Consider the following 24,336-nt stretch of genomic DNA (forward strand, 5'->3'; position numbering starts at 1 on the left):
CAGACCTTAAGGAACCAATCGTTGTGGTTTAGAATCAAATACTTTACGCATTTCAGCAGTATTTGGATGATCTTCTATTGGATCATCTGGGTAGTAACCCACATGCATCACACCTTGTTGATACAAAGACTGAATTGTTTGAGCAATTTCCGAGGTTGGAATCTTTTGATTATTACGCCAGTTCACTGCTTGTAACTCAAAAATCGTCTTTTTAATCCCATTGGGTTGTTTCTTCACGTTTTGTACTAAATCTTTATAAAACTTAGTTGCATCTGGCGCCTGTTCCATATACGGCATTGCCATAATTGCAGTAAAGTCATAATTTTTAATCGATTGTTCTAAAGACTGGGCATACCAGTTTTCCGAATATGCTGAAAGTGCAACTTGAGCATATAAGTTACGTGCAGTCAGTAAGAATGGTTGGTAATAACGTGCTTTTTGCGCCAAATCCATTGCAAAGTTATCAATGGTCTTGGTTTTAAAATCAGTCCATTTTTGCAATTTTGCATCATCATTACGAATTTCTTCTAAATCGGCTGGTAAACCAATTTTTTGATAGGCTTTAATCGCTTCTGGACTAGCATCTTCATAATCTGAAAGTGTTGCATCATCATGGAACAAGATACCATCAAACGTCGTCGATTTTGCTAAATCCTGATATAGGCCTTCAATTACTTTACGTGCTTCTGGTGAATATGGGCTTAAACGATGATATCCCATATTTAAATGATCGCTGTCTTTGGCTTGCTGAGTCACCACCACATCTTTAGATGCAGGATTTGAAGCAGGTAAGTCCCAAGCCAACAAAGGCATCCACGCATATAAACGACTCACATGGGTACGCGTTTGAATCTGCCATGCAACACGGTTAAACAAATCTGCACGCATTGGCAGATAACGATTTGGGAAATACACCATATCGGCTGACCCATTCGCATCTGGATCAGCGAACGCCTGTAAGAATACCGTGGTGACATTCATTTCACGAATACGGTCTAACAGATGACCTAAGTTTTTCTCTTGCTGTGCTTCATCTGGATCATAGATATAGTCTAAATCCACATGCATGACTTTTTGTGGGCGGTTATTGTCAGTAAAGTTCATCTGACGGCTTTGAATTTCTTGTGCCAAAGAATCCGTGGTCATATTGCCTTCGACAAGAATACGGTTCAAATGACCTAAGGATTTTTCAATATGGTCTGGACCATCATCTAAGCTAATAGTAATCGGCATACCGACTTTTTTAGCCAAAGCAACTGCTTCCATATTATAACGACCATATGGCCACACCATCACACGTGGTGCTTTTAAACCATGCGATTGCAATAATTTATTATTTTTTTTCAAATCACTAAAAATACGATCTGCATAGACTTTGTCAGATTCATAGGTTTTACTTTTTGGATCGTATTCGCGTGTGACAGCGGCAGGCTCAGAGTTGCCCTGAGGATTACCTAAAATACCACGATGTAAATTATAACTGTGGCTACCAATTTCTACATAGCCACTCTTTTGCATGGTTTTAAGTTCATCCCAAGTCAAAAGTTTTTTACGTGCTAATTTTTCATCCCCAAATTGAACCATTTCGTTGGCTTTAGGTTCTAACCAAGAGCCAACGACAGCGAGTACAACAGGAATTTTACGTTGTTTAATGACCGGATATGCATATTGATAAAAAGATTGATAACCATCATCTACAGTCAATAATACAGGTTTGGTGGGTAGTTTATATTTACCTTCGTTGGCTTTAATAATCTGGTCTACATTGACAAAATTATAGCCATTTTTTTGTAGCCAATCTAAATGCAGCTCAAACTGTTTCGTGGTCACAGCATAGTCTGGAATCACAGCATCATGGTTCGGCGTAATTTCATGATAACCAATAATCGTCAGCGTATTTAAATCAATTTTAGGTAATTCATGCTCGATTGGAGTTTCAGTAGCAACTTGGTCTACTTCTGCCATTGCACTATTATAAAAGGACGAAAACAATAGTGTTACGCATATCATCGCTGAAGGAGAAAAGTAACGGCTTAGCATATATTTAAATACTCGATCATCATTGTTTTAAATCTGAATCCGTCCGTAGTACATCAATATTGAAATACTAAAATCCTTTTTCAAGACGAATTGAGCCAGAGGTTTTACAACGATGATTTAAAAGAATAAAACTGAAACGAACCTTAAAAAATAACTCTGAGCAGAATTATTTATTTATGACATTTAAACACTTTTAAGACAAAAGTATTGTAGATGATTGTTAAGTATTGAGCAAATAATAAACAAAAAAATAAAACGATTGTGTTTAAAATCACACTATTAGCTAAATATTAAGCGCATAAAGTCGGATTCGAATGATACTTTTATCTGAGTAATATATACAGAAATCAAGAAGACTCTCTCAACATCACTAATATAAGACAGTGGAGTCAATAGATGATTCATTAGACATAAAAAATAGAGATCAATTGATCTCTATTTTTGCGTCCATGTTGAGGGCTAAATTAGCTCAGACATTTCGCAGATTTAATCACGTGTTTTGACATCAAAAAGTTCAATTTCAAAAATCAGATTAGAGTTTGCTGGAATAATTTTGCCCATTTTACGCTCGCCATACGCCAAGTGTGCAGGAACGATCAATTTACGTTTACCGCCCACTTTCATCCCCATAATGCCTTGATCCCAGCCCTTGATTACACGCCCTGTTCCAATCACTGTTTCAAAGTAATTGCCACGATCAATTGAAGAATCGAATTTGGTTCCGTCTTCCAACCAGCCAGTATAATGAGTTGTAATCAAAGCACCTTTTACTGCTTCTTTACCTTCACCAACTTTTAAGTCGATAATTTCTAATTCATTTGACATACATTATTCCTATTCATCATTCGGGTTTGTGCAAAGCTTTACTCATCACTGTCTTTTGTTCAGTACGATATTCAGCATAACTTTTACAAAAACTTTGATAATCTTGCTCAACTTGTTGGGCGTAATTATACGTGTATTTCAACAATTGCGTTTTCCAAAATTCTGCTTGTTCTGCAAAATTGATTAATTCATCTGCTGTTGAAGAACCTTTACGCCCTGCCGAACGCAATTGAGCATAAGCAATTAATCGGGCCATGTTATAGCAGGCATCGGTAAATTTTTTAGGTTTATCTACACACTGTTTAAAATCAATTTTATCTTGTTCGGGTTGTAATGCTTTGACAATATACGCTTGTCCTTGAAAGTCTAGCCGTGATAACTGAGCCGGGATTTGGTACTGCATGAGTGTTTGGATGAATTGAATGCGTTGCGCTTGATCATCCCATTCTGGTTGCTCTATTTTTAGAAATGGAGACAAGCTTAGAGAGCAAGCTTGGGCCTGTTTCATATCGAATAACGTATAGGTTTTATTTTCACGATCATAAACTAAAAATACATAGCGATTTAAACCGATACTTCCTGTTCCCGCAATGCGTACTGCAACATCTAATACTTGAAAATTTGATTGATTTTTCGTATTGAGTTTTTGTAAATTCTCAGAAAATGTTTTTATCAGCGCCGTATATAAGCTTTTGGATTCTATTTTAAAATATTTTTTCTGATCAATCACCAAATAGCGTCGATCACTTGTTTTATCTAAAGAACAACGCGCTTCAATAAATGCCACAGGATCACGTTCAGAAACGGTTGCAATATATTTCTTTAAAATACCATCGACGGTTTCTTTTTCTACTGCATAAGCTTTCCCTATACGAAGTGCATTTAAATACTCATCTAGCAGTTGTGTTGCAATCGTTTTTAAATCATCGTCGCCGATATTCAGCTCTTTGCCAGCTAAAAAAATACTACAAATAAAACGCGACACATCCCACGTTGGATGGGCCAAAATCGCCTCGTCGAAATCGTTTAAATCAAAATAAACCACCTGATGTCGACTACGATAACTGCCAAAATTTTCGACATGCAAATCACCACAAATCCAAGTGATGGTTTGATCTTTCCATGTTTGTTGGCTTGCCAAATCTTCATAATATAAATGACATGAACCACGGAAAAAACGGAAAGCACTACTCGCCATTAATTTATATTTAATTGCTAGAAATCGCTCATCTCGCGACTGATTAAAATGGATAACACGTTCATAAGGATCTCGCATCGGTTTACTCCAATACTTTGTACAATTGCTTAGATTAAATCGTTAAGCTGAAAATTTGATGAATAAAAGATTGAATAAATCAACCACACTTTTTTCTTGTTTTAGAAACTTAACTCTTTAATCTCTTGATCTAAAAGCAAATAGTTTGTGAGTTTTTTATGATTTTGTGCAGATCCAATTAACACCCAGCGCCCAACAATCTGTTTTTCAGTTTTATTTTGTACACCACGTAAAATTTTCATATTGTATTGCTTAAACAATTCTTCATATTTATCTAAGGTCTCTTGCTGATAATCACATAAAATTCTGTAATTACGAGCTTGATGAATCGCTTCAATTTTTTCTTGAAAATAGACGAGAAATACTAAAACAACCAGTACCAGTAGCGTTCCAACAAATGCTAAATATTCATAACCTGCACCAGCGGCCATACCTAATGCAGCCACCATCCAAATTGTTGTTGCAGTGGTAATCCCTGAAATTCGGTTATCATCTTTAAAAATAACCCCAGCACCTAAAAACCCCAAACCCGTCAGAATATTTGCTGCCAAACGATCAGGATTTTGTACCCCAATTTTAATTGAAAGTATGGTGAATAAGCAGGATGCTAAACTTACCATAATCATGGTACGTAACCCTGCGGACTTACTGCGATACTCACGCTCTGCACCAATAATCGCACCAATCGCCAAAGCCATCAGTAAATGGTAGATGTCATTATTCATTGATTTTCTACATAACTATTTTTATCACTCTAGGTATACGAAATTTGAGCAAAAAAAAGCAAGCGATTCGCTTGCTTTTCTTGTCAATTTTTATTGAACAACAATGATTACTGTAACTGAGTCCATTCAATCACAGCTTGAGCATCATCACCAATCAAGGTCCACTCACCATCCATAACATTTAATTGCAATTGCATGGTGCGTTGACATAAAGCTTGAATTGCAGTTGTCGTCGCCTCAGACAATTGCCATACCTGAACATTTGACAAGGTTTTGAGTTTAGAACTTCTTTTATACCATTCTGCAACGGCTGAACCATAGGCGATGACAGCCACTTCTTTACAACGCGCTGCCGCTTTTTTAACTTTGTCTTCGTCAGGCAAACCAACTTCAATCCATTTAATCAACTGTCCAGTTAAATCCTTTTCCCATAAAGCAGGTTCATCAGTTTCAAATAAATCTTTGGTAAATTCCAAACGTTCATCTGCAAAACGAGCATATGCCAATACACGCACCATTAAGCGTTCAATCGTTTCAGACGGATGTAATGCCATCGTGAACTGATAATCACCATATTGATGCACATCCATATTGGCAATATTGAGATCAGCCTTATAAATTGTTGCTTTTAATGCCATGAAAGTTCCAAAAAGTTCTTAAATATGGCGCACAGTCTATAAGATTTTCAAAAGGATTACTGCGTTTTTTCCGCCTGATCAATTCGACAATTCAACAAAGCCATTTCTAAACTTTCCCAATCACGATTGTGCTGGCTAATGAGTTCAATCCGATTATCCAAGCTTTCTTCACCCGATTTATAATTCAAATTTTCGGGATTAAAATTAAATGTCATCCAACCTTGATTGGTATTGAATATCCCTTTGATCCGCAACCAGTCTTTTTGCTCACATAAGACATCTAACAAGTCATAAAAATCGAATTGCCAACGCTTTGAAAATTTCCAACCTGCCACAGTATATCCATTAGACGTTTCAACATAGTGATAAGGCAATTGTTTAACCACAGGCAGTACTTCATCGGGGTTAAATTGCTTTTGCACTTGAATCAGCGGTACAACTTTTCTCTCAACCCCTTGATGGGATAGATCCAGCTGTTGAATATCAAGATTACCCTGCTCTGCCAATACCCAAGTTTGAATATAAGCAAAGTAATCATTTTTAAACTGGTTTAATACCTCATGATCAGACGCAGACATACTATCTGCATGTGAAACCACAACAATTTGTGCAGCTTTTAACTGATCTTGATAAAGCTCTTGATTCACCCATTCAGAATCATGTAAGCGACTCCCATCAATTACTGTCACCAATGCACGCATATCAATTTGCGCTTGCCATTGAGGTTCAGTCAATTGTGCCAAAAGTTGAGCGGGATGACCTAAGCCTGTGGGTTCTATAAATAGTCGATCGGGTTGTTTATCATAAATCAATCGAGACAAGGCAATTTGCATAGGCAATTGTCCTGCGCAACATAAACAACCACCGAGTAATTCTTTTACTTCATAGCCTGAGTCTTGTGGTAACAATTGCTGATCTACACCAATCTGCCCAAACTCATTCATCAGAACCGCCCACGTTTCATTTTCTGGCTTCTGTTGAAGCAAATGCTGTAATAAGGTGGTCTTTCCAGCCCCTAAAAAACCAGAAATAATATGAGTTTTGACTGTTTTTTGGCTTAAAATCTTCAAAGGATCGACTCAGCAGATTAAATGAAAGAAATTGATGGTTATCGCGACGCTTCTTATTATTACTGAAAATGTGCCAATAATTTCAGGTTTTAAATCTATTTTTTAAATTAAAATTACAAAAACAATCCAAAACTCCAATACACTATTCATAAAGATTGCATCGTGAATGTTAATTGTAAGTAACAGTGCAGTGTATTTTTTAATCAACTTTTCATATTTACATACATTTTTACCTATTGGTAAAAGTCAATGAGTCACAAAAAAGCAACATAATACAATGATTTGTTTTAAACATGTAAACCTGTCTGTTACGCTTTGTTGCTTAGGTTGCCCATTTTTTCATCTGCACTTAGCATGACACTACTCCCTGTGATCAGCAACGCATTTAACAACTGACGCTCTCACAGGTCGTTATACGATCAATTCAATGAATTAAGGATGCCAAAATGAAACTCGTTAAAACACTTTTAGCTACTACACTTGCTTTCACTGCTTTCTCAACTTTTGCTGCTACTGATACAGCTGCAACTGAAGCTGAACAAGTTGTTGTATCAACTCAAGAACAACCAGCTGCAGCTGAAGATACTCAAGCTGCTGGTCAACCTACAGCTCAACCTGCGACTGAAAGCGCTGCTGAAGCTCCAGCGACTTCTGCTCCTCAAGCAGGTCAATAAGATTTAATACTCCTCCCGAGTTAGCAATTGGGTTGTCTGAAAAGACAATCTGAATAAAAAGACTAGATCATGCTGCGATTTAGTCTTTTTATTTTTTTTGATGTTATCCACTTAAGCTGATGATCATAAATGTATTTTTCAGCAGCTACTTTATCTGTAAAACAACCAATAATATTTAAATTGTTACTATTCTGAATCATCCAGATAAATTTAAAATCCATTTTTTAAACCATATTCATCCTTGAACAAACTCCGCTAAACTGCCTGAATCCAAGCTACATCTTTTACGGTATCACGCTGTTGAATCAACTGAATAAACGGCTTAAATTCGTCTAGATATGGCACAATTTTAAAAGAGATGGCGAAGATCAGCCAGTATGCTAAAAACAAATCTGCCGCAGAAATTTGATGCCCCAGCAAATAAGGATTTGCTTGCTTTAGCCCAACTTTAATAAAGTTATAAATTGTTTCTTCTGTACCAAAGCCTAGACTTCTTCTCCGTTCCTGAATTTGTTCTGTTGAAATACCTAAGCTTTTAATATCCATAAACTCAGTCAAAGGTCCGTGGCAAAAGAATAACCATTTTAAATATTCTCCACGCTTAGGATCATTCAATGCGGGTGCGAAACCTTTCTCAATATATTTATCTGCTAAATACGCAAAGATTGCCGGTGTCTCAGAAATGACAGAACCTTGATCCACTAAAAAAGGAATCTTAGCCATCGGATTCAGTGCCAAATATTCAGGCTGATTCAAGTCTTTATAATCCACTTGAATAATTTCGACTTGATCTTCGATATCTAATTCTTTTAATAAAGGTAAAATGGTATTTCCACGAGAATGAGCATTGGTATAAAGTTTCATTGTTTTTAAATCCATTTTTATCGTGCTTTGAGTATAATCAAAATATCACTAAGAATGATTAATTTATATGCAAAAGCAAAGTGCTTCCTTTCTAAAAAAATAAATTCCATCCTTTTATAAAGGCTCTAAACTACAGAAAAGATTAAATGTGGTTTACCCACAGTATCGCGATTGATCCAAACCAATAATTTAGAATATTTTTTATATAAATTGCACTTTAAAAAAAATTTAAAGTCACCCAATAACTTCATTTTTCTGATCTTTAATCTTTAAGATAACTCGTACATACACCCATTATTCCCCCTGAGTGCTTTTCTAATTCGAATTATTGAATAATTCAGCTATACTATTTTGCACTTAAATCAGTTTGTAAAATTGATAAATTTATAATTAAAACCTGACATATCAAGACTAACGAGGAATTTAAAATGTTAAAAAAACTGATCGGTTTAGGCGTCATCAGCACCCTACTTGTTGCATGTAGCAAACCGTTACCGACAGATAAGCAAAACTACTCAGGCACATGGCAAAGTGAGGATGGCAGTGTAAATTTGATGATTACACCTGAAGGCCGCGTTGAATATAGCAATAAACAACCTAATTCAAGTTCATCTGTATCTGCCCCAATTTCTAAATTTGAAGGCAATAACTTTAGTGCTGGCATTGGACCACTTTCAACTGAGTTTAAAGTTTCTCAAGCACCGCAACAAACTGCCAATGGGACATGGAGCATGACTGTAGATGGACGTGTTCTTAACAAAGTCAATTAAAAGTACTGCTCTGTCTTTATCAAATTTTTATGGTTTGAATTTATGTTTAAGCGTCTATACATTAAGCTTAGTGCTGTCAAAAAGGTCGTATCACGCTGACTACATTTCATTTAAATTTTGAGATTATCTTTAAGCGCCCCCTCATTGGTAACGAGGGGGCAATGCGATCAATTAACCATTTGAAGCTTTTTTATAAATACTGCAAGAAGGATGATGATTTTCTTGTAAACGTGCCACTTTACGTTGCTCAGCCGCTTCAAAACGACAGCGTTTCCAATCATTATCCAGATTTAAAGCTGGAATTTGCTGTGGCTTACCATTTTCATCTACGGCCACCATGGTGAAATAGCAACTGTTGGTATGACGTACTGTACGTTTTTGGATATTTTGTGCTTCAACACGAATCCCGATTTCCATGGAAGTACGACCAACATGGTTGACACTGGCAAGGAAGCTGACCATTTCACCCACATGAATTGGCTCTTTGAAATTCACTTTATCGACTGAAAGTGTCACAACATAGCTACCTGAATAACGACTTGCACATGCATAAGCGACTTGATCAAGCAACTTAAGGATGGTTCCACCGTGTACATTACCTGAAAAGTTTGCCATATCTGGGGTCATCAAAACGGACATGGTTAATTCTGACTGGTCATCTGTAGCTGGGATCATTTGATCTAATGGAGACATCGTATTCTAGACTCTATTTTGGCAGGAGATTTAAGTCTATTATTATATATCTTTTCAGCTAAAAAACATGTTTAATTCGGCAATTGACCATTCTCTCAATTTATGATTATGACTATAGTCATTTATTTGAGGTATATCTTATTGGTTTATCAATCATTTTCTATTTTTTTCAATATTCGCGCTGCAATCTTGCCATATCTAAGTCTTTGCTGATCCGATAATTGGTGTTGAATTTGATAACAATGATCAATGTTTACAGGAATGATTCCAAGAATAGTATGGGATAGTGTCACAATTCTTACTTTTTACCCATAACAAATTTAATCATCATAGATTTAAATAAACAGATGACCGCTATAGCACATCATCCTTATTCAAATAATCATACAGTGATAAAAGTATAATATTTTTAAATGGATCTATTACGATTGATCTTAGTTTTGAACTTGATATTGCTGCTGAGCAGTTTCAAGACTTTTCTTACTGGCAATAACCACATCTAGATCATGCATACGTTGATTGGCAGCATCGATTCCGGCTTGCATGGTATCCTGACGGCCTTTTACATCAAAAATATGCGCTTTTTCGCGTAAATCTGGCTGAATCACAATATCTGCATTTTTTAATTCTTCTGCTGCTAATCGATTTTGCATGATATTGATATTTTGGTTAAACAGCCCCCAGACATTCGTGGTTTCAGTATTAACAGGTTGTGCCAATATATCCACTGCAATCACGATATCTGCACCTAATTCTTTGGCGATATTCACGGGTACGGGGCTAACCAAGCCACCATCTACATATTCTTTACCTTTAATTTTTGTGGGAATAAACATACTTGGAATAGATACAGAAGCTCTTACAGCTTGCCCAGTATTGCCATAATTAAAAATTGTTTTTTCACCATTTTGTAATTCTGTAGCAACCACATACATCGGGATCTTCATCTTTTCCAAAGGCATTTGATCGATTTGCTTATTGACATAATCCTCAACTTTTTGCCCATCAAAAAAACCTTTCATCCCAATTTTAAAATCGCGTACATCACCCACTTTCATATTGAGTGCAATTTGACGTAATTGTTCAGGCGATTTCCCACTGGCATAAATTGAACCAACGATACTTCCCGCACTTGTTCCAACAATAAAATCAGGCTTAATACCATGTTGTTCCAGCACTTCGATTACACCAATGTGGGCATAACCACGCGCGCCCCCACTGCCTAAAACCAAAGCAATCACAGGCTTTTTCTTTGACAATTGTTTGTATTGATAAAAAGTATTGTCCAATCGTGAAGTGGCTTCTAAAACCTGTTGGGTTGCTAAGCTACTGGCTTGAGATTTTTTTTCGGGTGAATGTGCGCATGCAGTTAGCAATAAACCACAAAACAAAGCAGCTAAGGTTTTATTTAACAATGACATATACTCTCAGATCATGACACAATCTAAATTCGCATGTATCTAAGCATAATTTGCAATGATTTGCTGTTGTATTTATTTATTCTGTCATGATTTTCGATTAGATTATAAAAATCAGTGTCTAAAATAATCCTAAAAATATGCCCACACTTTTTGAAATTTTTTGGATTTTTTTAAAATTAGGCTGTAGCAGCTTTGGTGGTCCAGCCGCACATTTAGTGTACTTTAAACAGGCTTTTGTAGAGAAAAAGCATTGGTTAAATGAGCAGCAATATGCTCAACTGCTTGCACTTACCCAACTACTCCCAGGCCCAAGTAGTAGTCAAATGGGTATGGCTATCGGCTATTTACAACATCGACATTTAGGCGCAATTGTGGCTTGGATTGGGTTTACCCTTCCTTCAGCCTTGCTAATGTTTGGCTTAGCACGATTCATTCAGCAGCATCCAGTTTTTAATTTAACCTTATTTTCAACAATCCACTCAATCATCTTGGCAATTATTGTCTTTGCTTTTTTACAGATGTTTAAAAGCTATTGTAAAACCAAACTACATTTTGCCTTAATGCTTGTTAGTACTGGGTTGCTCCTGCTGTTTTCCAATGCTTGGATACAACTTGTGATTATTCTCGGTACTGGTTGTTTAGCCGTTTTAATGACGCGATTTGCATATATTCAAAAGGATTCAAATGATCTTGCTATCGAAAAACAGCATATAAATTTTAATACCTTACCAACCGCTCATCGTCTTCATTCAATCTGGTTGATTGGCTTTATTTCAATCTTTTTCGCCTTGTGCTTGGCAATGCTTTTTTCCAATAAGCTGTTCTTTCAAGCCAGTTTTAGTTTTTATAAAACAGGCGCTTTGGTCTTTGGTGGTGGTCATGTGGTTCTTCCTATGCTGCACCAAGACCTTGTCAATACAGGGCTAATCAGTAAACAAGATTTTGAATTAGGCTACACACTTGCGCAATTTATGCCAGGACCACTGTTTAGCTTTGCCAGTTATCTTGGTGCATATTTGCCCCTTACAGCTTTTCCCATTGTTAATGCTGCCATAACAACACTGTTGATCTTTCTACCTTCTTTTTTCTTTGTTTTTTTAGCTTTGCCTTACTGGTCTAAGCAACTTGAGAATCGTTATATTGAAAATTCTGTAATGCTCATCAATGCCGTAGTTGTTGGATTTATCCTGTCTGTGATCGTCCCCATGCTACAAAAAATCATGGGCAGTCCATTAGATATCCTCACAACCTGTTTAATGCTATTGAGTTTAAAACTTAAAATTTCAATTTTTATCAGTATTCCTAGTCTTTTATTTATTCATTATGCCTTGCTGAATTGCATTTAAAAAGCCAGTGATATCACTGGCTTTTTAAATCTAAAGATTAAGCGATAAATTTTAGAATTAATTGAATCACTGTTGCATTAATTAAGTCGACAAAAAAAGCACCACAAAGCGGAACAATCAAAAATGCTTTATGTGAAGGACCGTACATATTGGTAATGGCCTGCATATTTGCAACAGCTGTTGGTGTTGCGCCCATACCAAAACCACAATGACCTGCGGCCAATACCGCTGCATCGTAATTTTTCCCCATTACACGGAATGTCACGAAAGCAGCATATAAAGCCATCGTTAATGTTTGTGCACTCAGAATAATCACCAATGGCCCGGCTAAATCTGCTAACTGCCAAAGTTTTAATGAAAGTAAAGCCATCGCTAGATAAAGTGACAGTGCTGCATTACCAAACACATCGATCGCACGATCAAACATTTTAACTCTTAAAATGCCTTCAAGCACATTTCGAAGAATAACACCGCCAGCGAGCGCCCAAACAAATGTTGGCAGTTCAAACCATTGTCCTTTACTGTAACCTGTCATAAATTCAGCAAAAGCCAAACATGCTGCAAAAAGTCCCAATGTTGTAATCGCATTATCTGCAGTAATCAAACGGACTTGATGTGGATATTCAAAGGGAACATATTCACCAAGATCAGAAACAGCTTGCTGATTGGTCTCATCCACTTCTTTTTGTGTCTTTGGATTAGATAACTGATAACGGTTAATCAGTAGCTTGGCCAATGGACCACCGATGATCCCACCAATAATTAAGCCAAAGGTTGCACTTGCCATACCCAATGCTAATGCACCTTGAATACCATGCTGGGTTTCTAAAATCTCACCCCAAGCACCTGCTGTACCATGTCCACCTGTGAGGGTAATTGAACCCGCAATCAAACCAATCAGCGGGTCTAGACCCATGGCCGTTGCCAACCCAATCCCAACAAAGTCTTGTACGACAATAAATGAGGCAACACAAATTAAAAAAACGACTAAACCAAAACCGCCCTCTTTTAATTTTGCAAAATTTGCACTTAAACCAATCGAAGCGAAAAATACCAACATGAAACTGGTTTGCAATTCACTACTCGTGGTAATGCTATAGCCCCAAAAATTATGGATGAGTAAAGACAAAATTGCGGCAACAAGTCCCCCAGCAACAGGTTCTGGAATATTATATTTACGGAGAAAATCAATCTTATTGACCAGGAAACGACCCAATAACAATACGATGACCGCTGCAATCAACGTATAGAAGGCATTAAAAGAAAATTCCATAAGTAATTGTCCATTCTTTGGCTAGATTTTTTGTTGTATAGATATAGAAATGCTATTCCATAGTATCAGACTTAAAATCACTCAGATTCAGTGATTACCTAATTGCCTGATATATACAACAAAAAATTAAAATAAAACGCAGATTTTCAACATTGAAAATCAAAAAGGCTTATCGCGATAAATACATTAGCGATTAGATATAAACAGAATTGCAATGCTGCAAAAATTTAGAAAAGAAAATGGTCATGATGTTACTCCTATTATTGATAAAAGATCATTTCATCAAACAATGAGAAATACAGTCCTCATAAGTCATTCGCTTTACAAGAACAGGCCAAAACAGGTCATTTATCTATACGATAATATGAACATACAAAAAAAAGTGGGTTAATTATGCATTTTTTTAAGCAAATGTCTTATGTTTTTACAATATTATTCATTATTTGAAATGATATTGATTTGATGATTATTTTTGACGTGAATACTCAGGCATTAAAAAACCGAGGATCATTCCTCGGCTTTTTGAATCAATAAATTTCTAAGTTGGAATTAGAAATTGTATTTCGCCATTAAACCTACACGGTTATCTTTATAAGATTGACCCGCGAAAGTTTCACGTTTACCGTTGATATACTCGATACCTAAATCAATCGGTTTCGCTGGAGAATAGATCACGTTTAACCAAGCTTGTTGAATTTTTTCATTTGCAGTTTGGTTTGCTTTGGCAAAATCTGTACCGTTGTCAGCAAATAATGCACCATACGCTAAAGTTGAACGTAAGTTAGGTAAGATTTTATATGTCCCACCCACTTGAAGCGCAGTGAATTCATTCTGTTCAATATCACCATTTACCACAGAATATGCATTGTTACTTCCGTATAAGTAGTTGCTATTACCAACCACATAAGATGCATCAGCAAAAAGTTTTAAAGGATCAGCAACTTTAAAGTCTGTACCAACTGCAACACCCCAACCAGTCTTGTCTTTGCCAACATTGTTATCTTTATAGTTTTCCACTAAAACACGTGCAGATGCATTACCGTTGCCATCAGCATATGATTGTGTAATTTTACCTGTTAACACAGGAAGACTATATTTAACTGCTGTACCTGTAACTCCAGTACTATTACCCTCTTCAGCAGCAACTAATAATTTTGTAGTCGGTGCCAAATTGTATGCATAACGTACTTGTGGAATACGTGTAGTACCGCCACCTGCGTTAGTTGCAAAGTCAATCATTTCTGGTGCATGGCTAGATAGGAAGTTAGATGTTGTTTGACCAAATAACCAATTGTTATAGGTTAAATAAGCATGACGAATACGAAGGTTTTCATTTACGCCATTACCTGCAAAGTCAACTTCAACTTTACCACCAACTTTAGCATCGCCTACTGGTGTATTAAAATCTAAACCGATACGTGTTGTTTTTGCTGTAGCACGGAGTTTATCTTTCGCTTCGCCATTGGTTGAACTGATTTTGTTGAAGTCGTCATCACCGCCTTCAATGATATAGTTCGCATCACCACGAACAAAACCATAAATATTGATATCTGCACCAGACTTAGACTTTAAGCCAACTGAAGAAGAAGATGGTGCTGCTTGAACTTTAGATTCAACTAATCTTACTTGCTGCTGTTGCTGTTGAAGAAGTGCTTTTAATTCTTGAACTTCATTACGTAATTGTTGAATCTCTTGACTGTCAGTAGCAGCTTGAGCTGTATTTACCATCAAAGCTGTTACTGTTAATGCTAAACTTTTGACGATCAATGACTTGCGATTTGTGAATAGACTCATGAAATACTCCTAGCCTTATTTATGATGTGCATCCGTACAATTTGATCTTTTAACCCCAATACTTTGCTAAAAAATCAATTTTTCTTGTTTTCTTCAGTAGTTTCTCAAACACCACATAAAAAAAACTTTGCACATATATGCTTGCTATTAAATTATGAAAGCGTTGAAACTAAGTTAAAACCCAAAAGTAACAATTTGTGTATAATTCTTACACCTTTGTAATCTAGCGTAACTCAACCCCTTTATTAAATCAGTTTTATCGAATAATACTTTAATTTCAATTCTTTTTTCAGATTAGTATTTCTATAATCATTATATAATCTAAGGCTTAGCTAAAATTTCAAAAAATGAATATAACGCCTCTACGACTATCGTATATAGTCTATTTGATGAAAAATTAGACCAATAAAGGACTTTTATGTTTATAGAACAGGTTCAAGTGATAGATCAAGCAATTACAAGCCGTCATTCAGTACGTGCATTTTTGGATAAACCTATCGATTTATCTATTATTAAAGATATTTTAAAAGTTGCCTGTCGTGCGCCATCAGGAGCAAATACCCAGCCGTGGAAAGTATATGTCGTCACTGGTAACAAACGGCAAGAAATGATTGACCGTGTATGTGCTGCTCAAATCGAATTATTTACCCGACCAGAACTTGCCGAACAGCATACTGCGAGCTTTTCATACTACCCAACCACTTGGATTTCACCATTTATTGATCGTCGTCGTGAAAATGGTTGGGGGCTGTATGGGCTTTTGGCGATTCAAAAAAGCGAAAAAGAAAAAATGGCGGCACAACATTTAAGAAATTATCAGCTTTTTGATGCACCTGTTGTGCTGTATTTTACTGTAAATAAAATCATGGGAACTGGCGCTAAAATGGATATTTCCATGATGGTGCAAAATGTCATGATTGCAGCCAAAGCTCGCGGTATAGACAGTTGTCCTCAAGCTGCTTGGAATCATTTTCATCGTATTGTCTTAGAGGTACTCAATGCGCCTAATGATGAGGAGTTAGTCTGTGCGGTTGTATTGGGCTATGCCGATCCAGATCATATTGTAAATACATTTATTACCCCGCGTGAACCTGTTGAAAGCTTTACCGTGTTCTTGGATTAGAACGACTTTATTTAACTGCCTTCAATAATTTAAGTCATTTTAAAATATTTTTATTCGGCTTCTTTCAAAAGCCCTTTTTAAAACTGAGTTCAACATAAAATTTCCTCATCCTAACCTTCTCGAAAGGTGGAGAAGGAATTTTCAATACCAATATGATTTACTCAACATAATTATTTTTTGATTTTTAAAAAATCTATTCTTCTGTATTTGATGAACAAGAGCATTTCAATGCTTGAATGTTGCCCTGACTTGTTAAAGTGCATGTTTTCTTATAGTAAGGGCTTTTTATCGTAGCTGTCTTTATATACCTATCGTCTTTTAGCGATCCCCTGCTGTTTCTTACATAATAAATGTCTAGGGGTTAAAGCCTGTGAAATCTCGAATAATAGACAGCATTAAAAAATTAGCACGCTCTCACACACTAAATATTACAAAATAAAACAATGACTTAAATAAAAATCCAATCAAAAAGCATCTAAGACTCAGGTTTGTAATCTTTTGTAAAGTAATATTGATAATTAAATGGGCTTTATGACACTATATATGTATTGGCAATAAGCCCCCTTATAGGTATAAGCAACATGTCTATCCAAGTCAAAGATTCAAACAACAATATTATCCCTATTCAAAATATTCAGTTTGCGGGTGGTGAACGACATGTTCAAATTTCAGCAGATACGTTAAAAATGTTGAAAGGGCAAATTCAGATTCAAGCCAAAATCAGTAACACGCAAGATTTGATGGATTACTTGTTAATTGAAAATGTATTACTCAATCAAGGTTTAGAAATTGATTTAGAAATCCCCTATTTTCCATACGCACGCCAAGATCGAATCTGTGCGATGGGACAGGCATTCTCATTAGAACTGATGACAAAATTATTAAATATCAATACTGAACAATTTCCACAACAACGTAAATCAATCAAAGTTTGGGATGCACATAGTTGTGTTACTGAAAAACTTTTAAATGAAAACACCCATTTTTTTGAGATTGAGAATGTTCAACCAAGTGAAATCATTCTGCAAAATTCAAAGTTACAAGACATTTTAATTGCTCAAGACACCGTTTTAATCTGTCCAGATGCAGGTGCAAAACAACGGACCAAAACGATTGCCAAAGTCATCAATAGCTTAAGAGATCACGAAATCGAAATGGTCTACTGTGAAAAAAAACGTGATGCCATCACAGGAAAAATTCAGAATGCTCAAGTCAATGCAACTGATTTAACGGGCAAAACAGCTGTGATCACGGACGATATTTGTGATGGTGGTGCAACTTTTATTGGTATTGCACAAGAGTTAAAAAAATTAAATTGCCAACATGTGATTTTGTATGTGACTCACGGGATCTTTAGTAAAGGTATGCACGTATTTGAAGGCTTGGTTGACCAAATTTTTACCACGACGAGCTTTCCACAAACTGAACACCCAAATCTAAACGTCATTTCATTTAGTCGTTTCAATTCATTTTAATTATTTTGGAGAATAAGAATGAGCTTAAAAATCAATCCACTGAATGCAATTGACTTTTATAAAGCAGATCACAGACGCCAGTACCCTGTTGGCACAGAATATGTTTATGCCAATTTCACGCCACGTTCTTCTCGTTTAGCAAAAATGTTGCCTGACTTCGACGATAAAATCGTGTTCTTTGGCTTACAAGGCTTTATCAAACACTTTTTGATTGAGACTTGGAATGAAGGTTTTTTCCAACAAGATAAGGCAAAAGTCATTGCTAGATATAAACGTAGAATGGATAACGCATTGGGTGACGGCGCAGTACCAGTCGATCATATCGAAGCTTTATATGACTTAGGCTATTTACCAATCCGAATCAAGGCGCTAGAAGAAGGCAGCCGTGTCAATATAAAAGTACCTGTACTCACTATTGTAAATACCCTGCCTGAGTTCTTTTGGTTAACCAACTACTTAGAAACAGTACTCAGTGCTGAATTATGGAAAAGTTGTACGACAGCAACGATTGCATTTGAATACAAACGCTTACTGACAGCATATGCGATTAAAACAGGTGCACCTTTAGACTTCGTTGCTGTACAAGGCCATGATTTTAGCAGTCGCGGCATGAGTGGGATTTATGATGCCACACAAAATGGTGTAGGACATTTAACCAGCTTTATCGGTACAGACGCAGTTTCAGCGATTGATTATGCAGAAGAATATTACGATGCAGACGGCATTGTAGGTGTTTCAGTTCCAGCAACCGAACATAGTGTGATGTGTATGGGCAGTGAAGACAATGAAATTGAAACTTTTAGACGTTTAATCACTGAGCTTTATCCATCAGGTGTGGTCAGTATCGTATCGGATACTTGGGATTTTTGGCGAGTGATTACAGAATTTACTGTGGAGTTAAAAGACGAAATTCTAGCTCGCCAGCCAAATGCTTTAGGTTTAGCTAAATTGGTTTTTCGTCCTGACTCTGGTGATCCTGTAAAAATCATTTGCGGTGACCCAGAAGCTGAAATGGGCAGTCCAGCTTATAAAGGCGCTGTGCAATGTTTATGGGAAATCTTTGGCGGAACCGAAACAGATCAAGGCTATAAAGTTTTAAATGAGCGTGTTGGTTTGATTTATGGTGACTCGATTACTTTGGAACGTGCTTTAAATATTGTTCAAGGGCTAGAAGCTAAGGGCTTTGCTTCAAATAATCTGGTCTTTGGCATCGGTAGTTATACTTATAACTATTTAACACGTGACACATTTGGTTTTGCAGTTAAAGCCACTTGGGGACAAGTCAACGGTGTTCCACGTGAATTATTTAAAGATCCGATCACTGATTCTGGTATAAAGAAATCTGCCAAAGGTTTACTTCGTGTAGAAAAAACTGAAGACGGATTTGTGTTATTTGATCAGCAAACCATGGAACAAGAGCAACAAGGTGAGTTAAAAACGGTGTTTGAAAATGGGCAATTGATTCGAGCGTGTCGTTTGAATGAAATTCGGGAGCGATTGGCAAATCAGTTATAACAGCTATTTGTAGAAACCTTGCTTTTATAGCAAGGTTTCTACGCTTAGAGTACGCCATTATCCATCTCATTCTTGCTAAACATATTTTCTACTTGGCGAATCTCTTCCACCCTGCAATAATCCAACACAATCCGTTACTTTAATAAAATTAAGTGAGCCTTACAGTGACCTTTAACTCCGAACAGGAATTTCTCTCTAACTATAATAAAAAGGATTATGAATCCCCATTACTTACAGTGGATATGGCGATTTTTTCTGTTGATGCGGGTCAACTACAGGTTTTATTGATTAAACGTTCTAATTTCCCACAAAAAGATAAATGGGCACTCCCAGGTGGTTTTGTCGATTTGTCTAAAGATCAAGATTTGATGGCAACAGCACATCGTAAATTGGTTGAAAAAACTGGACTTCAATCACCACATTTGGAACAAGTTGCGACGGTTGGCAATGCAACACGTGATCCTCGTGGGTGGGCTGTAACAGCTTTATATTTTGCCCTGATCGATTTCAAAGCATTTCAACAGATTGCCACTGAACAAAATGAATATAGCGAATGGATTTCAATTGCTGAGGCAAAAAAATTAGACTTGGCTTTTGATCATTTACAGCTTTTAGATATGGCTGTTGACCGTTTGAGTAGTAAGGCACGTTATACAGCCTTACCCGTCAGTTTGATGCCTCAACTGTTTACTTTGACTGAGCTACAGCAGATTTATGAAATTATTTTGGGACAAAGCTTAGAGAAGAAGTCATTTAGACGGCGTATGATTGAAGCTGGCGCAGTTGAGGAAACAAACCAAACTAAAATTGCAGGCAAACGTCCTGCTCAATTGTATAAGTTTGCGCTAGAAAGTTATGATTTCCATTTTCCTCGAATTTTAGAGTACCCGAGGGAAACCACTTAAGCGCTTTGTATTATTTGGATAACAGCAAACAATGAAAACTTTAGAACAATTAATCAATATTGAAGATTCAGGCTGGATATTGGTACAAGAATGGATGACTCAAGCCACCAACCATATTGAAGTTTTACCCAAGAACAAATTAAGAGCTGAACAAGAGTTACTGAACATTCAAGTCACAACACGTTCACCTATGGGTTCAATTATTTATGAAACAGGTGGAATACTGATTGATCATGGATGGTTGAGAATTTTAGCTTCAGGACATCCAAAATTAGATCGTGGTATTACTGAATGGAATCATCATAAAACGTTTCATCAATCTGATCAGGAGCTAACCTATCTACTGATTGCTGATGATGTTTTAGGGGGTTACTTTGCTATCAATAATGGAAAATTAGGTGAAGCAATTGGAAAGATTTACTATTTTGCCCCAGATACATTGGTATGGGAAAATCTTGATGTGAGCTATTCAGAATTTTTGACTTGGGCATTCAGTGGAGATATTGCTCAGTTTTATCAAGTATTCCGTTGGCAAAATTGGCAGACAGATCTTCAAAGTCTCAATGGCAACCAAGTCTTTAGTTTTATGCCCATGTTATTTACCAAAGAAGGTAAGGATATCGAACAAGTGGATAAAAAAATTATTCCTATTTCTGAGAGTTATGATTTTCATTTTGCACCGACTTTAAAATAACTGAGAGCAGCAAATCCGTGAGCAATCATCTAAAGTTAATCCGAGCTTTTCCTAAAGCTCTATTAGATGATGTTTTAGTAATATCAAAATACTTAGAAAGTAAAAAAATAAAAATTCATGAAAGCTCTCAATGCGAAGTGTTGATTCATCACGAACATATCGTTGTACCATCAAGGATCTATATAACTCAGTTACAATGTATTGAGTTTCATAATTTTTCTTTAACACAACGTCAAATTCTATGGTGTATTCTTACTCGCCATCACAATGGTTTTGTTCGGCAAAGAGCGCTCGAAAGACTCCTTAAAACTGACCTTACAAGTTTTATGATCCCTTTCATTTTTCAGTTATTGGGTGAATATGTTCAAGAAATTTTAGAGGCCATTGAACCGATTCTAGATGCAAATAATCAAGGACTTTTTGCAGCATTTATGCTGCAAAATCCAAAATATGACCAAACGACTCAAAGTAGAATTGTCAGCTATTGGAATGAGTATTATCGGATTAAATATCCAAATTTTAACGATTTTATGGGTTATAAAATTTTAAATAAGCTTAAAAGCTTTGTCTTAACTTATCGACATCACTAAATCACTTCACATCGACTTCTAACTGCCGTTTCAATTTCATTTATTGATTTCCAAAAATAACGACATAAGTTCCTATTTTTATTTTTTCCTCTAAACAACAAACCAGTTTTTCTAAAAAACTCATCACTTTGCTCTCGTTAAAATGCAGATCTTTAATTTTTAAGATAATGTCTTGTATGGCATTTTGATCAAAATAGTTATCTGAACAAGGATCAAAACTACACTCAAATTCATTTCTCAGTGGGCTAAACAACGGAAATAAAGATCTAAATATTTTAATGACATAAGCAAAATCATCTTGCGGAATAAAATAAGTTCTATTGCCTTTATTTTGTATCCTCTCTAAGTTTTCATCTTCTGCCCAAATAAAGAAACCCACTTTATCAACATATTTTGGATTTTCATCTATGCTCAATTTGATTGTACGTTGATTAAATTCATTAATTTTTTGAATGATTTTTTCAAGATTGTAATGATATCTCGGATCATCATAATATTCTTGTGCAAGCTCCGCCTCACAATCTGTTGCTACACAAATTTTTTCAATATTCTGCTGATGATAAACTTGTATGCAATGTGCTATCTCATCATATTGTTTTAATAAAGCGCAAGCATCTGCGATTGAAATGGTAATTTTTGCGCGTAATTCATGTAATTTTTCTTTATCCATAACACACCACTTTTAATTGCCTCATTCTTTCATTTTCAATATTTATACATCACAACTTTGCAAATTCTATTATCTTAATCAAAACATTTAAAATTGGACAATAACAATGAACGCACTAAGCTACTTTGAAATTCAGTCTTCAAACCCTGAACGTGAAGTTAAATTTTATCATGACGTTTTCGGTTGGAAATTTAGTAAAGTTGAAGGTCTACCCATTCAATATTTTCAAATTGAAACAGCCAACATACATGGTGGCTTATTGGAGCGTCCAGCTCAAACACCACCCACCCATTGTGGAACCAATGCCTTTACCTGTTCCTTTGAGGTTGAAGATTTTGATACAACTGCTGAAAAGATTTTAGCTTTGGGTGGGCAAGTAGCAATGGAGAAATTTGCTATTCCCAATAAATGTTGGCAAGGTTATTTTTTAGATGCAGATCATAATACCTTTGGATTAGTCCAAGTTGATCCTAATGCAAAATAAGCTTGATTGATTAAAAATCTAAATGAATGTTTGAGAAAACCAGTCTATATTCGGCTGCATGAAACAGTTGGGATTAAAAGATAGCGAATATTTTTTAAGAATTTTTATAAAAAATACAGATCATATTAAGTGATTAAGGCCTTACAGCTGATTTAAGCATTCAATTTGTGCTACCTTAATTTTAAATTTTGTAAGGCTTATCCAACTAATGACTGTACGCTTTCTTCATACTTCAGACTGGCATCTGGGACAATTCTTCTATAACCATTCTCGCCAGTATGAACATGAGCAATTTTTAGCGTGGTTATTAGCTCAAATCAAAGAAAAACAGCCCCATGCCCTATTGATTGCAGGCGATATATTCGATGTCATCAATCCTGCATCTGCTGCGCAGAAACAGCTCTATCAATTCCTAGCCAATGCACATCAGCTTGCTCCACATATGCAAACCTTAATGATTGCAGGTAATCATGATTCAGGTTATCGGATTGAACAGGTTGAGCCCTTACTTGAAAAATATCACGCCAAAACAGTTGGTGTGATTCATAAAAACGAGCTTGGTCAAATTGATTTAGATCGTTTACTGATTCCAATTTATGATGAACAAAAAAATATTATTGCTTGGTGCCTAAGCTTACCGTTTCTACGCCCAGCCGAAATTACAGGCTTTAATGAACAAACCAATAACAGTCAAAATGCCATTGCCTATTTACATCAACAGGTGATTTCTGAAGCACGAAAAAGAAAGACAGATAATCAAGCACTCATTCTAATGTCACATGCCCATATGCAAGGTGGAGAAACCTCTGATTCTGAACGGCCTATTATCATTGGCAATGAGGAAGCACTTTCTACCACATTGTTTGAAGATTGCATTGATTATGTTGCACTCGGGCATTTACATAAACCGCAAAAAGTTGGTCAGGAACATATCCGTTATAGTGGTTCACCTATTCCCTTATCCTTTAGTGAAATCAACTATAAACACCAAATTGTCGACGTTAATATTGACCCGCTTAAAACAGATGAGTCACGGGTTTCATTTGAAAGTGTATTTATTCCCCGTAGTGTACAACTACATAAAATTAAAGGGGAATTGAACGAAGTTTTAGCCAAATTAAAGGCCTTAGCAAGTGGTGAAATTGAAAATATTGATCAGCGTGAATATGTCGATATTGAATACCATACCGATGTTCCACCTCCGCCCAATTTGCGCCAACAATTTGAAGATGCCTTACCCAAAAGTCGTTACCGCTTAGTACGCATTTCAAGACAATACTTCGCATCAGAAAAAAATAACGATGAAATTACTTCAATCAATTTAGAACCACCGACACCAGAAAAACTCTTTCAACAGCTTTGGGAAAAAAATGGCTATACCAATGATGATGCGGTCTTGAAAGACTTTTTAAGCTTATTACAAGAAGCCGAAAAAACGCTTGAAAATCAACACGACGCATAGGAGTTTGCA

General features: G+C 36.2%; 23 protein-coding genes. 11 read left to right on the top strand and 12 right to left on the bottom strand.

The window, feature by feature from the left end:
- Positions 1 to 6: 6 nt before the first annotated feature.
- From pgaB to ACQ7EO_RS16945, 6 genes are all read right to left on the bottom strand, one after another.
- On the bottom strand, positions 7 to 2,040 hold the full coding sequence (gene pgaB, locus ACQ7EO_RS16920; protein ID WP_004819455.1) for a poly-beta-1,6-N-acetyl-D-glucosamine N-deacetylase PgaB: 2,034 nt from the start codon (positions 2,038 to 2,040) through the stop codon (positions 7 to 9).
- A gap of 486 nt (positions 2,041 to 2,526) precedes the next feature.
- Positions 2,527 to 2,865 carry an FKBP-type peptidyl-prolyl cis-trans isomerase gene (locus ACQ7EO_RS16925; RefSeq protein ID WP_004722677.1) on the bottom strand — a complete coding sequence of 113 codons (339 nt, stop codon included), beginning with the start codon at positions 2,863 to 2,865 and terminating at the stop codon, positions 2,527 to 2,529.
- 16 nt (positions 2,866 to 2,881) lie between these two features.
- On the bottom strand, positions 2,882 to 4,141 hold the full coding sequence (locus tag ACQ7EO_RS16930; protein ID WP_434278104.1) for a DUF2252 domain-containing protein: 1,260 nt from the start codon (positions 4,139 to 4,141) through the stop codon (positions 2,882 to 2,884).
- A 101-nt stretch (positions 4,142 to 4,242) separates the two neighbouring features.
- Positions 4,243 to 4,866, bottom strand: a complete 624-nt coding sequence (locus tag ACQ7EO_RS16935; RefSeq protein ID WP_004819450.1) for an MgtC/SapB family protein — start codon at positions 4,864 to 4,866, stop codon at positions 4,243 to 4,245.
- Positions 4,867 to 4,973: 107 nt separating this feature from the next.
- Positions 4,974 to 5,504 carry a YaeQ family protein gene (locus ACQ7EO_RS16940; RefSeq protein WP_004722682.1) on the bottom strand — a complete coding sequence of 177 codons (531 nt, stop codon included), beginning with the start codon at positions 5,502 to 5,504 and terminating at the stop codon, positions 4,974 to 4,976.
- Positions 5,505 to 5,560: 56 nt separating this feature from the next.
- Positions 5,561 to 6,574, bottom strand: coding sequence for a CobW family GTP-binding protein (locus ACQ7EO_RS16945; protein ID WP_434278105.1), 1,014 nt, complete (start codon positions 6,572 to 6,574; stop codon positions 5,561 to 5,563).
- A 446-nt stretch (positions 6,575 to 7,020) separates the two neighbouring features.
- On the opposite strand from ACQ7EO_RS16945, the gene ACQ7EO_RS16950 reads away from it, so the two are divergent.
- On the top strand, positions 7,021 to 7,248 hold the full coding sequence (locus ACQ7EO_RS16950; RefSeq protein ID WP_004722685.1) for a hypothetical protein: 228 nt from the start codon (positions 7,021 to 7,023) through the stop codon (positions 7,246 to 7,248).
- 255 nt (positions 7,249 to 7,503) lie between these two features.
- Here ACQ7EO_RS16950 and ACQ7EO_RS16955 read toward each other — a convergent pair whose 3' ends face one another.
- Entirely contained in the window at positions 7,504 to 8,112 is a 609-nt protein-coding gene (locus ACQ7EO_RS16955; protein ID WP_434278106.1) for a glutathione S-transferase family protein, read from the bottom strand.
- A gap of 428 nt (positions 8,113 to 8,540) precedes the next feature.
- Between ACQ7EO_RS16955 and ACQ7EO_RS16960 the strand changes: the two genes are divergently transcribed.
- Entirely contained in the window at positions 8,541 to 8,882 is a 342-nt protein-coding gene (locus tag ACQ7EO_RS16960) for a hypothetical protein (RefSeq protein WP_004819444.1), read from the top strand.
- A gap of 171 nt (positions 8,883 to 9,053) precedes the next feature.
- Here ACQ7EO_RS16960 and ACQ7EO_RS16965 read toward each other — a convergent pair whose 3' ends face one another.
- Positions 9,054 to 9,575, bottom strand: coding sequence for an acyl-CoA thioesterase (locus ACQ7EO_RS16965; protein ID WP_004722691.1), 522 nt, complete (start codon positions 9,573 to 9,575; stop codon positions 9,054 to 9,056).
- 434 nt (positions 9,576 to 10,009) lie between these two features.
- Positions 10,010 to 10,996 (bottom strand): patatin-like phospholipase family protein, encoded by a 987-nt coding sequence (locus ACQ7EO_RS16970; protein ID WP_004819441.1) that lies wholly within the window; start codon positions 10,994 to 10,996, stop codon positions 10,010 to 10,012.
- A 137-nt stretch (positions 10,997 to 11,133) separates the two neighbouring features.
- Between ACQ7EO_RS16970 and chrA the strand changes: the two genes are divergently transcribed.
- Positions 11,134 to 12,342, top strand: a complete 1,209-nt coding sequence (gene chrA, locus ACQ7EO_RS16975; protein ID WP_434278108.1) for a chromate efflux transporter — start codon at positions 11,134 to 11,136, stop codon at positions 12,340 to 12,342.
- 37 nt (positions 12,343 to 12,379) lie between these two features.
- Here the strand turns inward: chrA and gltS are convergent, their stop codons facing one another.
- Complete coding sequence (gltS, locus tag ACQ7EO_RS16980) at positions 12,380 to 13,615, bottom strand: sodium/glutamate symporter (RefSeq protein ID WP_004819437.1); 1,236 nt, start codon at positions 13,613 to 13,615, stop codon at positions 12,380 to 12,382.
- A 549-nt stretch (positions 13,616 to 14,164) separates the two neighbouring features.
- A complete protein-coding gene (locus ACQ7EO_RS16985) occupies positions 14,165 to 15,409 on the bottom strand; it encodes a DcaP family trimeric outer membrane transporter (RefSeq protein ID WP_034610928.1) in 1,245 nt (414 codons plus the stop codon).
- Positions 15,410 to 15,827: 418 nt separating this feature from the next.
- Between ACQ7EO_RS16985 and ACQ7EO_RS16990 the strand changes: the two genes are divergently transcribed.
- The 6 genes from ACQ7EO_RS16990 (at position 15,828) to ACQ7EO_RS17015 (ending at position 21,711) form a co-directional block, all read left to right on the top strand.
- On the top strand, positions 15,828 to 16,532 hold the full coding sequence (locus ACQ7EO_RS16990) for a nitroreductase (protein ID WP_434278109.1): 705 nt from the start codon (positions 15,828 to 15,830) through the stop codon (positions 16,530 to 16,532).
- Positions 16,533 to 17,113: 581 nt separating this feature from the next.
- Positions 17,114 to 18,007 carry a phosphoribosyltransferase family protein gene (locus ACQ7EO_RS16995; RefSeq protein ID WP_419312451.1) on the top strand — a complete coding sequence of 298 codons (894 nt, stop codon included), beginning with the start codon at positions 17,114 to 17,116 and terminating at the stop codon, positions 18,005 to 18,007.
- A gap of 18 nt (positions 18,008 to 18,025) precedes the next feature.
- Positions 18,026 to 19,522: a nicotinate phosphoribosyltransferase gene (locus ACQ7EO_RS17000; RefSeq protein ID WP_244015228.1), complete on the top strand. Its 1,497-nt coding sequence runs from the start codon at positions 18,026 to 18,028 to the stop codon at positions 19,520 to 19,522.
- A 164-nt stretch (positions 19,523 to 19,686) separates the two neighbouring features.
- Positions 19,687 to 20,427: an ADPR responsive transcriptional repressor NtrR gene (gene ntrR / locus ACQ7EO_RS17005; RefSeq protein ID WP_434278110.1), complete on the top strand. Its 741-nt coding sequence runs from the start codon at positions 19,687 to 19,689 to the stop codon at positions 20,425 to 20,427.
- A 31-nt stretch (positions 20,428 to 20,458) separates the two neighbouring features.
- The gene (locus ACQ7EO_RS17010; RefSeq protein WP_434278111.1) at positions 20,459 to 21,121 is read left to right on the top strand and encodes a DUF2625 domain-containing protein; all 663 of its coding nucleotides are present in this window, start codon (positions 20,459 to 20,461) and stop codon (positions 21,119 to 21,121) included.
- Positions 21,122 to 21,138: 17 nt separating this feature from the next.
- Positions 21,139 to 21,711, top strand: coding sequence for a hypothetical protein (locus ACQ7EO_RS17015; RefSeq protein ID WP_434278112.1), 573 nt, complete (start codon positions 21,139 to 21,141; stop codon positions 21,709 to 21,711).
- 40 nt (positions 21,712 to 21,751) lie between these two features.
- On the opposite strand, the gene ACQ7EO_RS17020 is transcribed toward ACQ7EO_RS17015, so the two are convergent.
- The gene (locus tag ACQ7EO_RS17020) at positions 21,752 to 22,381 is read right to left on the bottom strand and encodes a hypothetical protein (protein WP_434278114.1); all 630 of its coding nucleotides are present in this window, start codon (positions 22,379 to 22,381) and stop codon (positions 21,752 to 21,754) included.
- Between the two features lie 106 nt (positions 22,382 to 22,487).
- On the opposite strand from ACQ7EO_RS17020, the gene ACQ7EO_RS17025 reads away from it, so the two are divergent.
- Positions 22,488 to 22,865, top strand: a complete 378-nt coding sequence (locus ACQ7EO_RS17025; RefSeq protein WP_434278116.1) for a VOC family protein — start codon at positions 22,488 to 22,490, stop codon at positions 22,863 to 22,865.
- 208 nt (positions 22,866 to 23,073) lie between these two features.
- Entirely contained in the window at positions 23,074 to 24,327 is a 1,254-nt protein-coding gene (locus tag ACQ7EO_RS17030; protein ID WP_434278117.1) for an exonuclease SbcCD subunit D C-terminal domain-containing protein, read from the top strand.
- The last annotated feature ends 9 nt before the right edge of the window (positions 24,328 to 24,336 follow it).

The sequence above is a fragment of the Acinetobacter sp. CE-15 genome, assembly GCF_051059255.1.
GTDB classification, from domain to species: domain Bacteria; phylum Pseudomonadota; class Gammaproteobacteria; order Pseudomonadales; family Moraxellaceae; genus Acinetobacter; species Acinetobacter guillouiae.

Bases quoted from the DNA above. Each gene is read 5' to 3' on its own strand.
- pgaB (WP_004819455.1), bottom strand. From the start codon at position 2,040: ATGCTAAGCCGTTACTTTTCTCCTTCAGCGATGATATGCGTAACACTA.
- ACQ7EO_RS16925 (WP_004722677.1), bottom strand. From the start codon at position 2,865: ATGTCAAATGAATTAGAAATTATCGACTTAAAAGTTGGTGAAGGTAAA.
- ACQ7EO_RS16930 (WP_434278104.1), bottom strand. From the start codon at position 4,141: ATGCGAGATCCTTATGAACGTGTTATCCATTTTAATCAGTCGCGAGAT.
- ACQ7EO_RS16935 (WP_004819450.1), bottom strand. From the start codon at position 4,866: ATGAATAATGACATCTACCATTTACTGATGGCTTTGGCGATTGGTGCG.
- ACQ7EO_RS16940 (WP_004722682.1), bottom strand. From the start codon at position 5,504: ATGGCATTAAAAGCAACAATTTATAAGGCTGATCTCAATATTGCCAAT.
- ACQ7EO_RS16950 (WP_004722685.1), top strand. From the start codon at position 7,021: ATGAAACTCGTTAAAACACTTTTAGCTACTACACTTGCTTTCACTGCT.
- ACQ7EO_RS16955 (WP_434278106.1), bottom strand. From the start codon at position 8,112: ATGAAACTTTATACCAATGCTCATTCTCGTGGAAATACCATTTTACCT.
- ACQ7EO_RS16960 (WP_004819444.1), top strand. From the start codon at position 8,541: ATGTTAAAAAAACTGATCGGTTTAGGCGTCATCAGCACCCTACTTGTT.
- ACQ7EO_RS16965 (WP_004722691.1), bottom strand. From the start codon at position 9,575: ATGTCTCCATTAGATCAAATGATCCCAGCTACAGATGACCAGTCAGAA.
- ACQ7EO_RS16970 (WP_004819441.1), bottom strand. From the start codon at position 10,996: ATGTCATTGTTAAATAAAACCTTAGCTGCTTTGTTTTGTGGTTTATTG.
- chrA (WP_434278108.1), top strand. From the start codon at position 11,134: ATGCCCACACTTTTTGAAATTTTTTGGATTTTTTTAAAATTAGGCTGT.
- gltS (WP_004819437.1), bottom strand. From the start codon at position 13,615: ATGGAATTTTCTTTTAATGCCTTCTATACGTTGATTGCAGCGGTCATC.
- ACQ7EO_RS16985 (WP_034610928.1), bottom strand. From the start codon at position 15,409: ATGAGTCTATTCACAAATCGCAAGTCATTGATCGTCAAAAGTTTAGCA.
- ACQ7EO_RS16990 (WP_434278109.1), top strand. From the start codon at position 15,828: ATGTTTATAGAACAGGTTCAAGTGATAGATCAAGCAATTACAAGCCGT.
- ACQ7EO_RS16995 (WP_419312451.1), top strand. From the start codon at position 17,114: ATGTCTATCCAAGTCAAAGATTCAAACAACAATATTATCCCTATTCAA.
- ACQ7EO_RS17000 (WP_244015228.1), top strand. From the start codon at position 18,026: ATGAGCTTAAAAATCAATCCACTGAATGCAATTGACTTTTATAAAGCA.
- ACQ7EO_RS17010 (WP_434278111.1), top strand. From the start codon at position 20,459: ATGAAAACTTTAGAACAATTAATCAATATTGAAGATTCAGGCTGGATA.
- ACQ7EO_RS17020 (WP_434278114.1), bottom strand. From the start codon at position 22,381: ATGGATAAAGAAAAATTACATGAATTACGCGCAAAAATTACCATTTCA.
- ACQ7EO_RS17025 (WP_434278116.1), top strand. From the start codon at position 22,488: ATGAACGCACTAAGCTACTTTGAAATTCAGTCTTCAAACCCTGAACGT.
- ACQ7EO_RS17030 (WP_434278117.1), top strand. From the start codon at position 23,074: ATGACTGTACGCTTTCTTCATACTTCAGACTGGCATCTGGGACAATTC.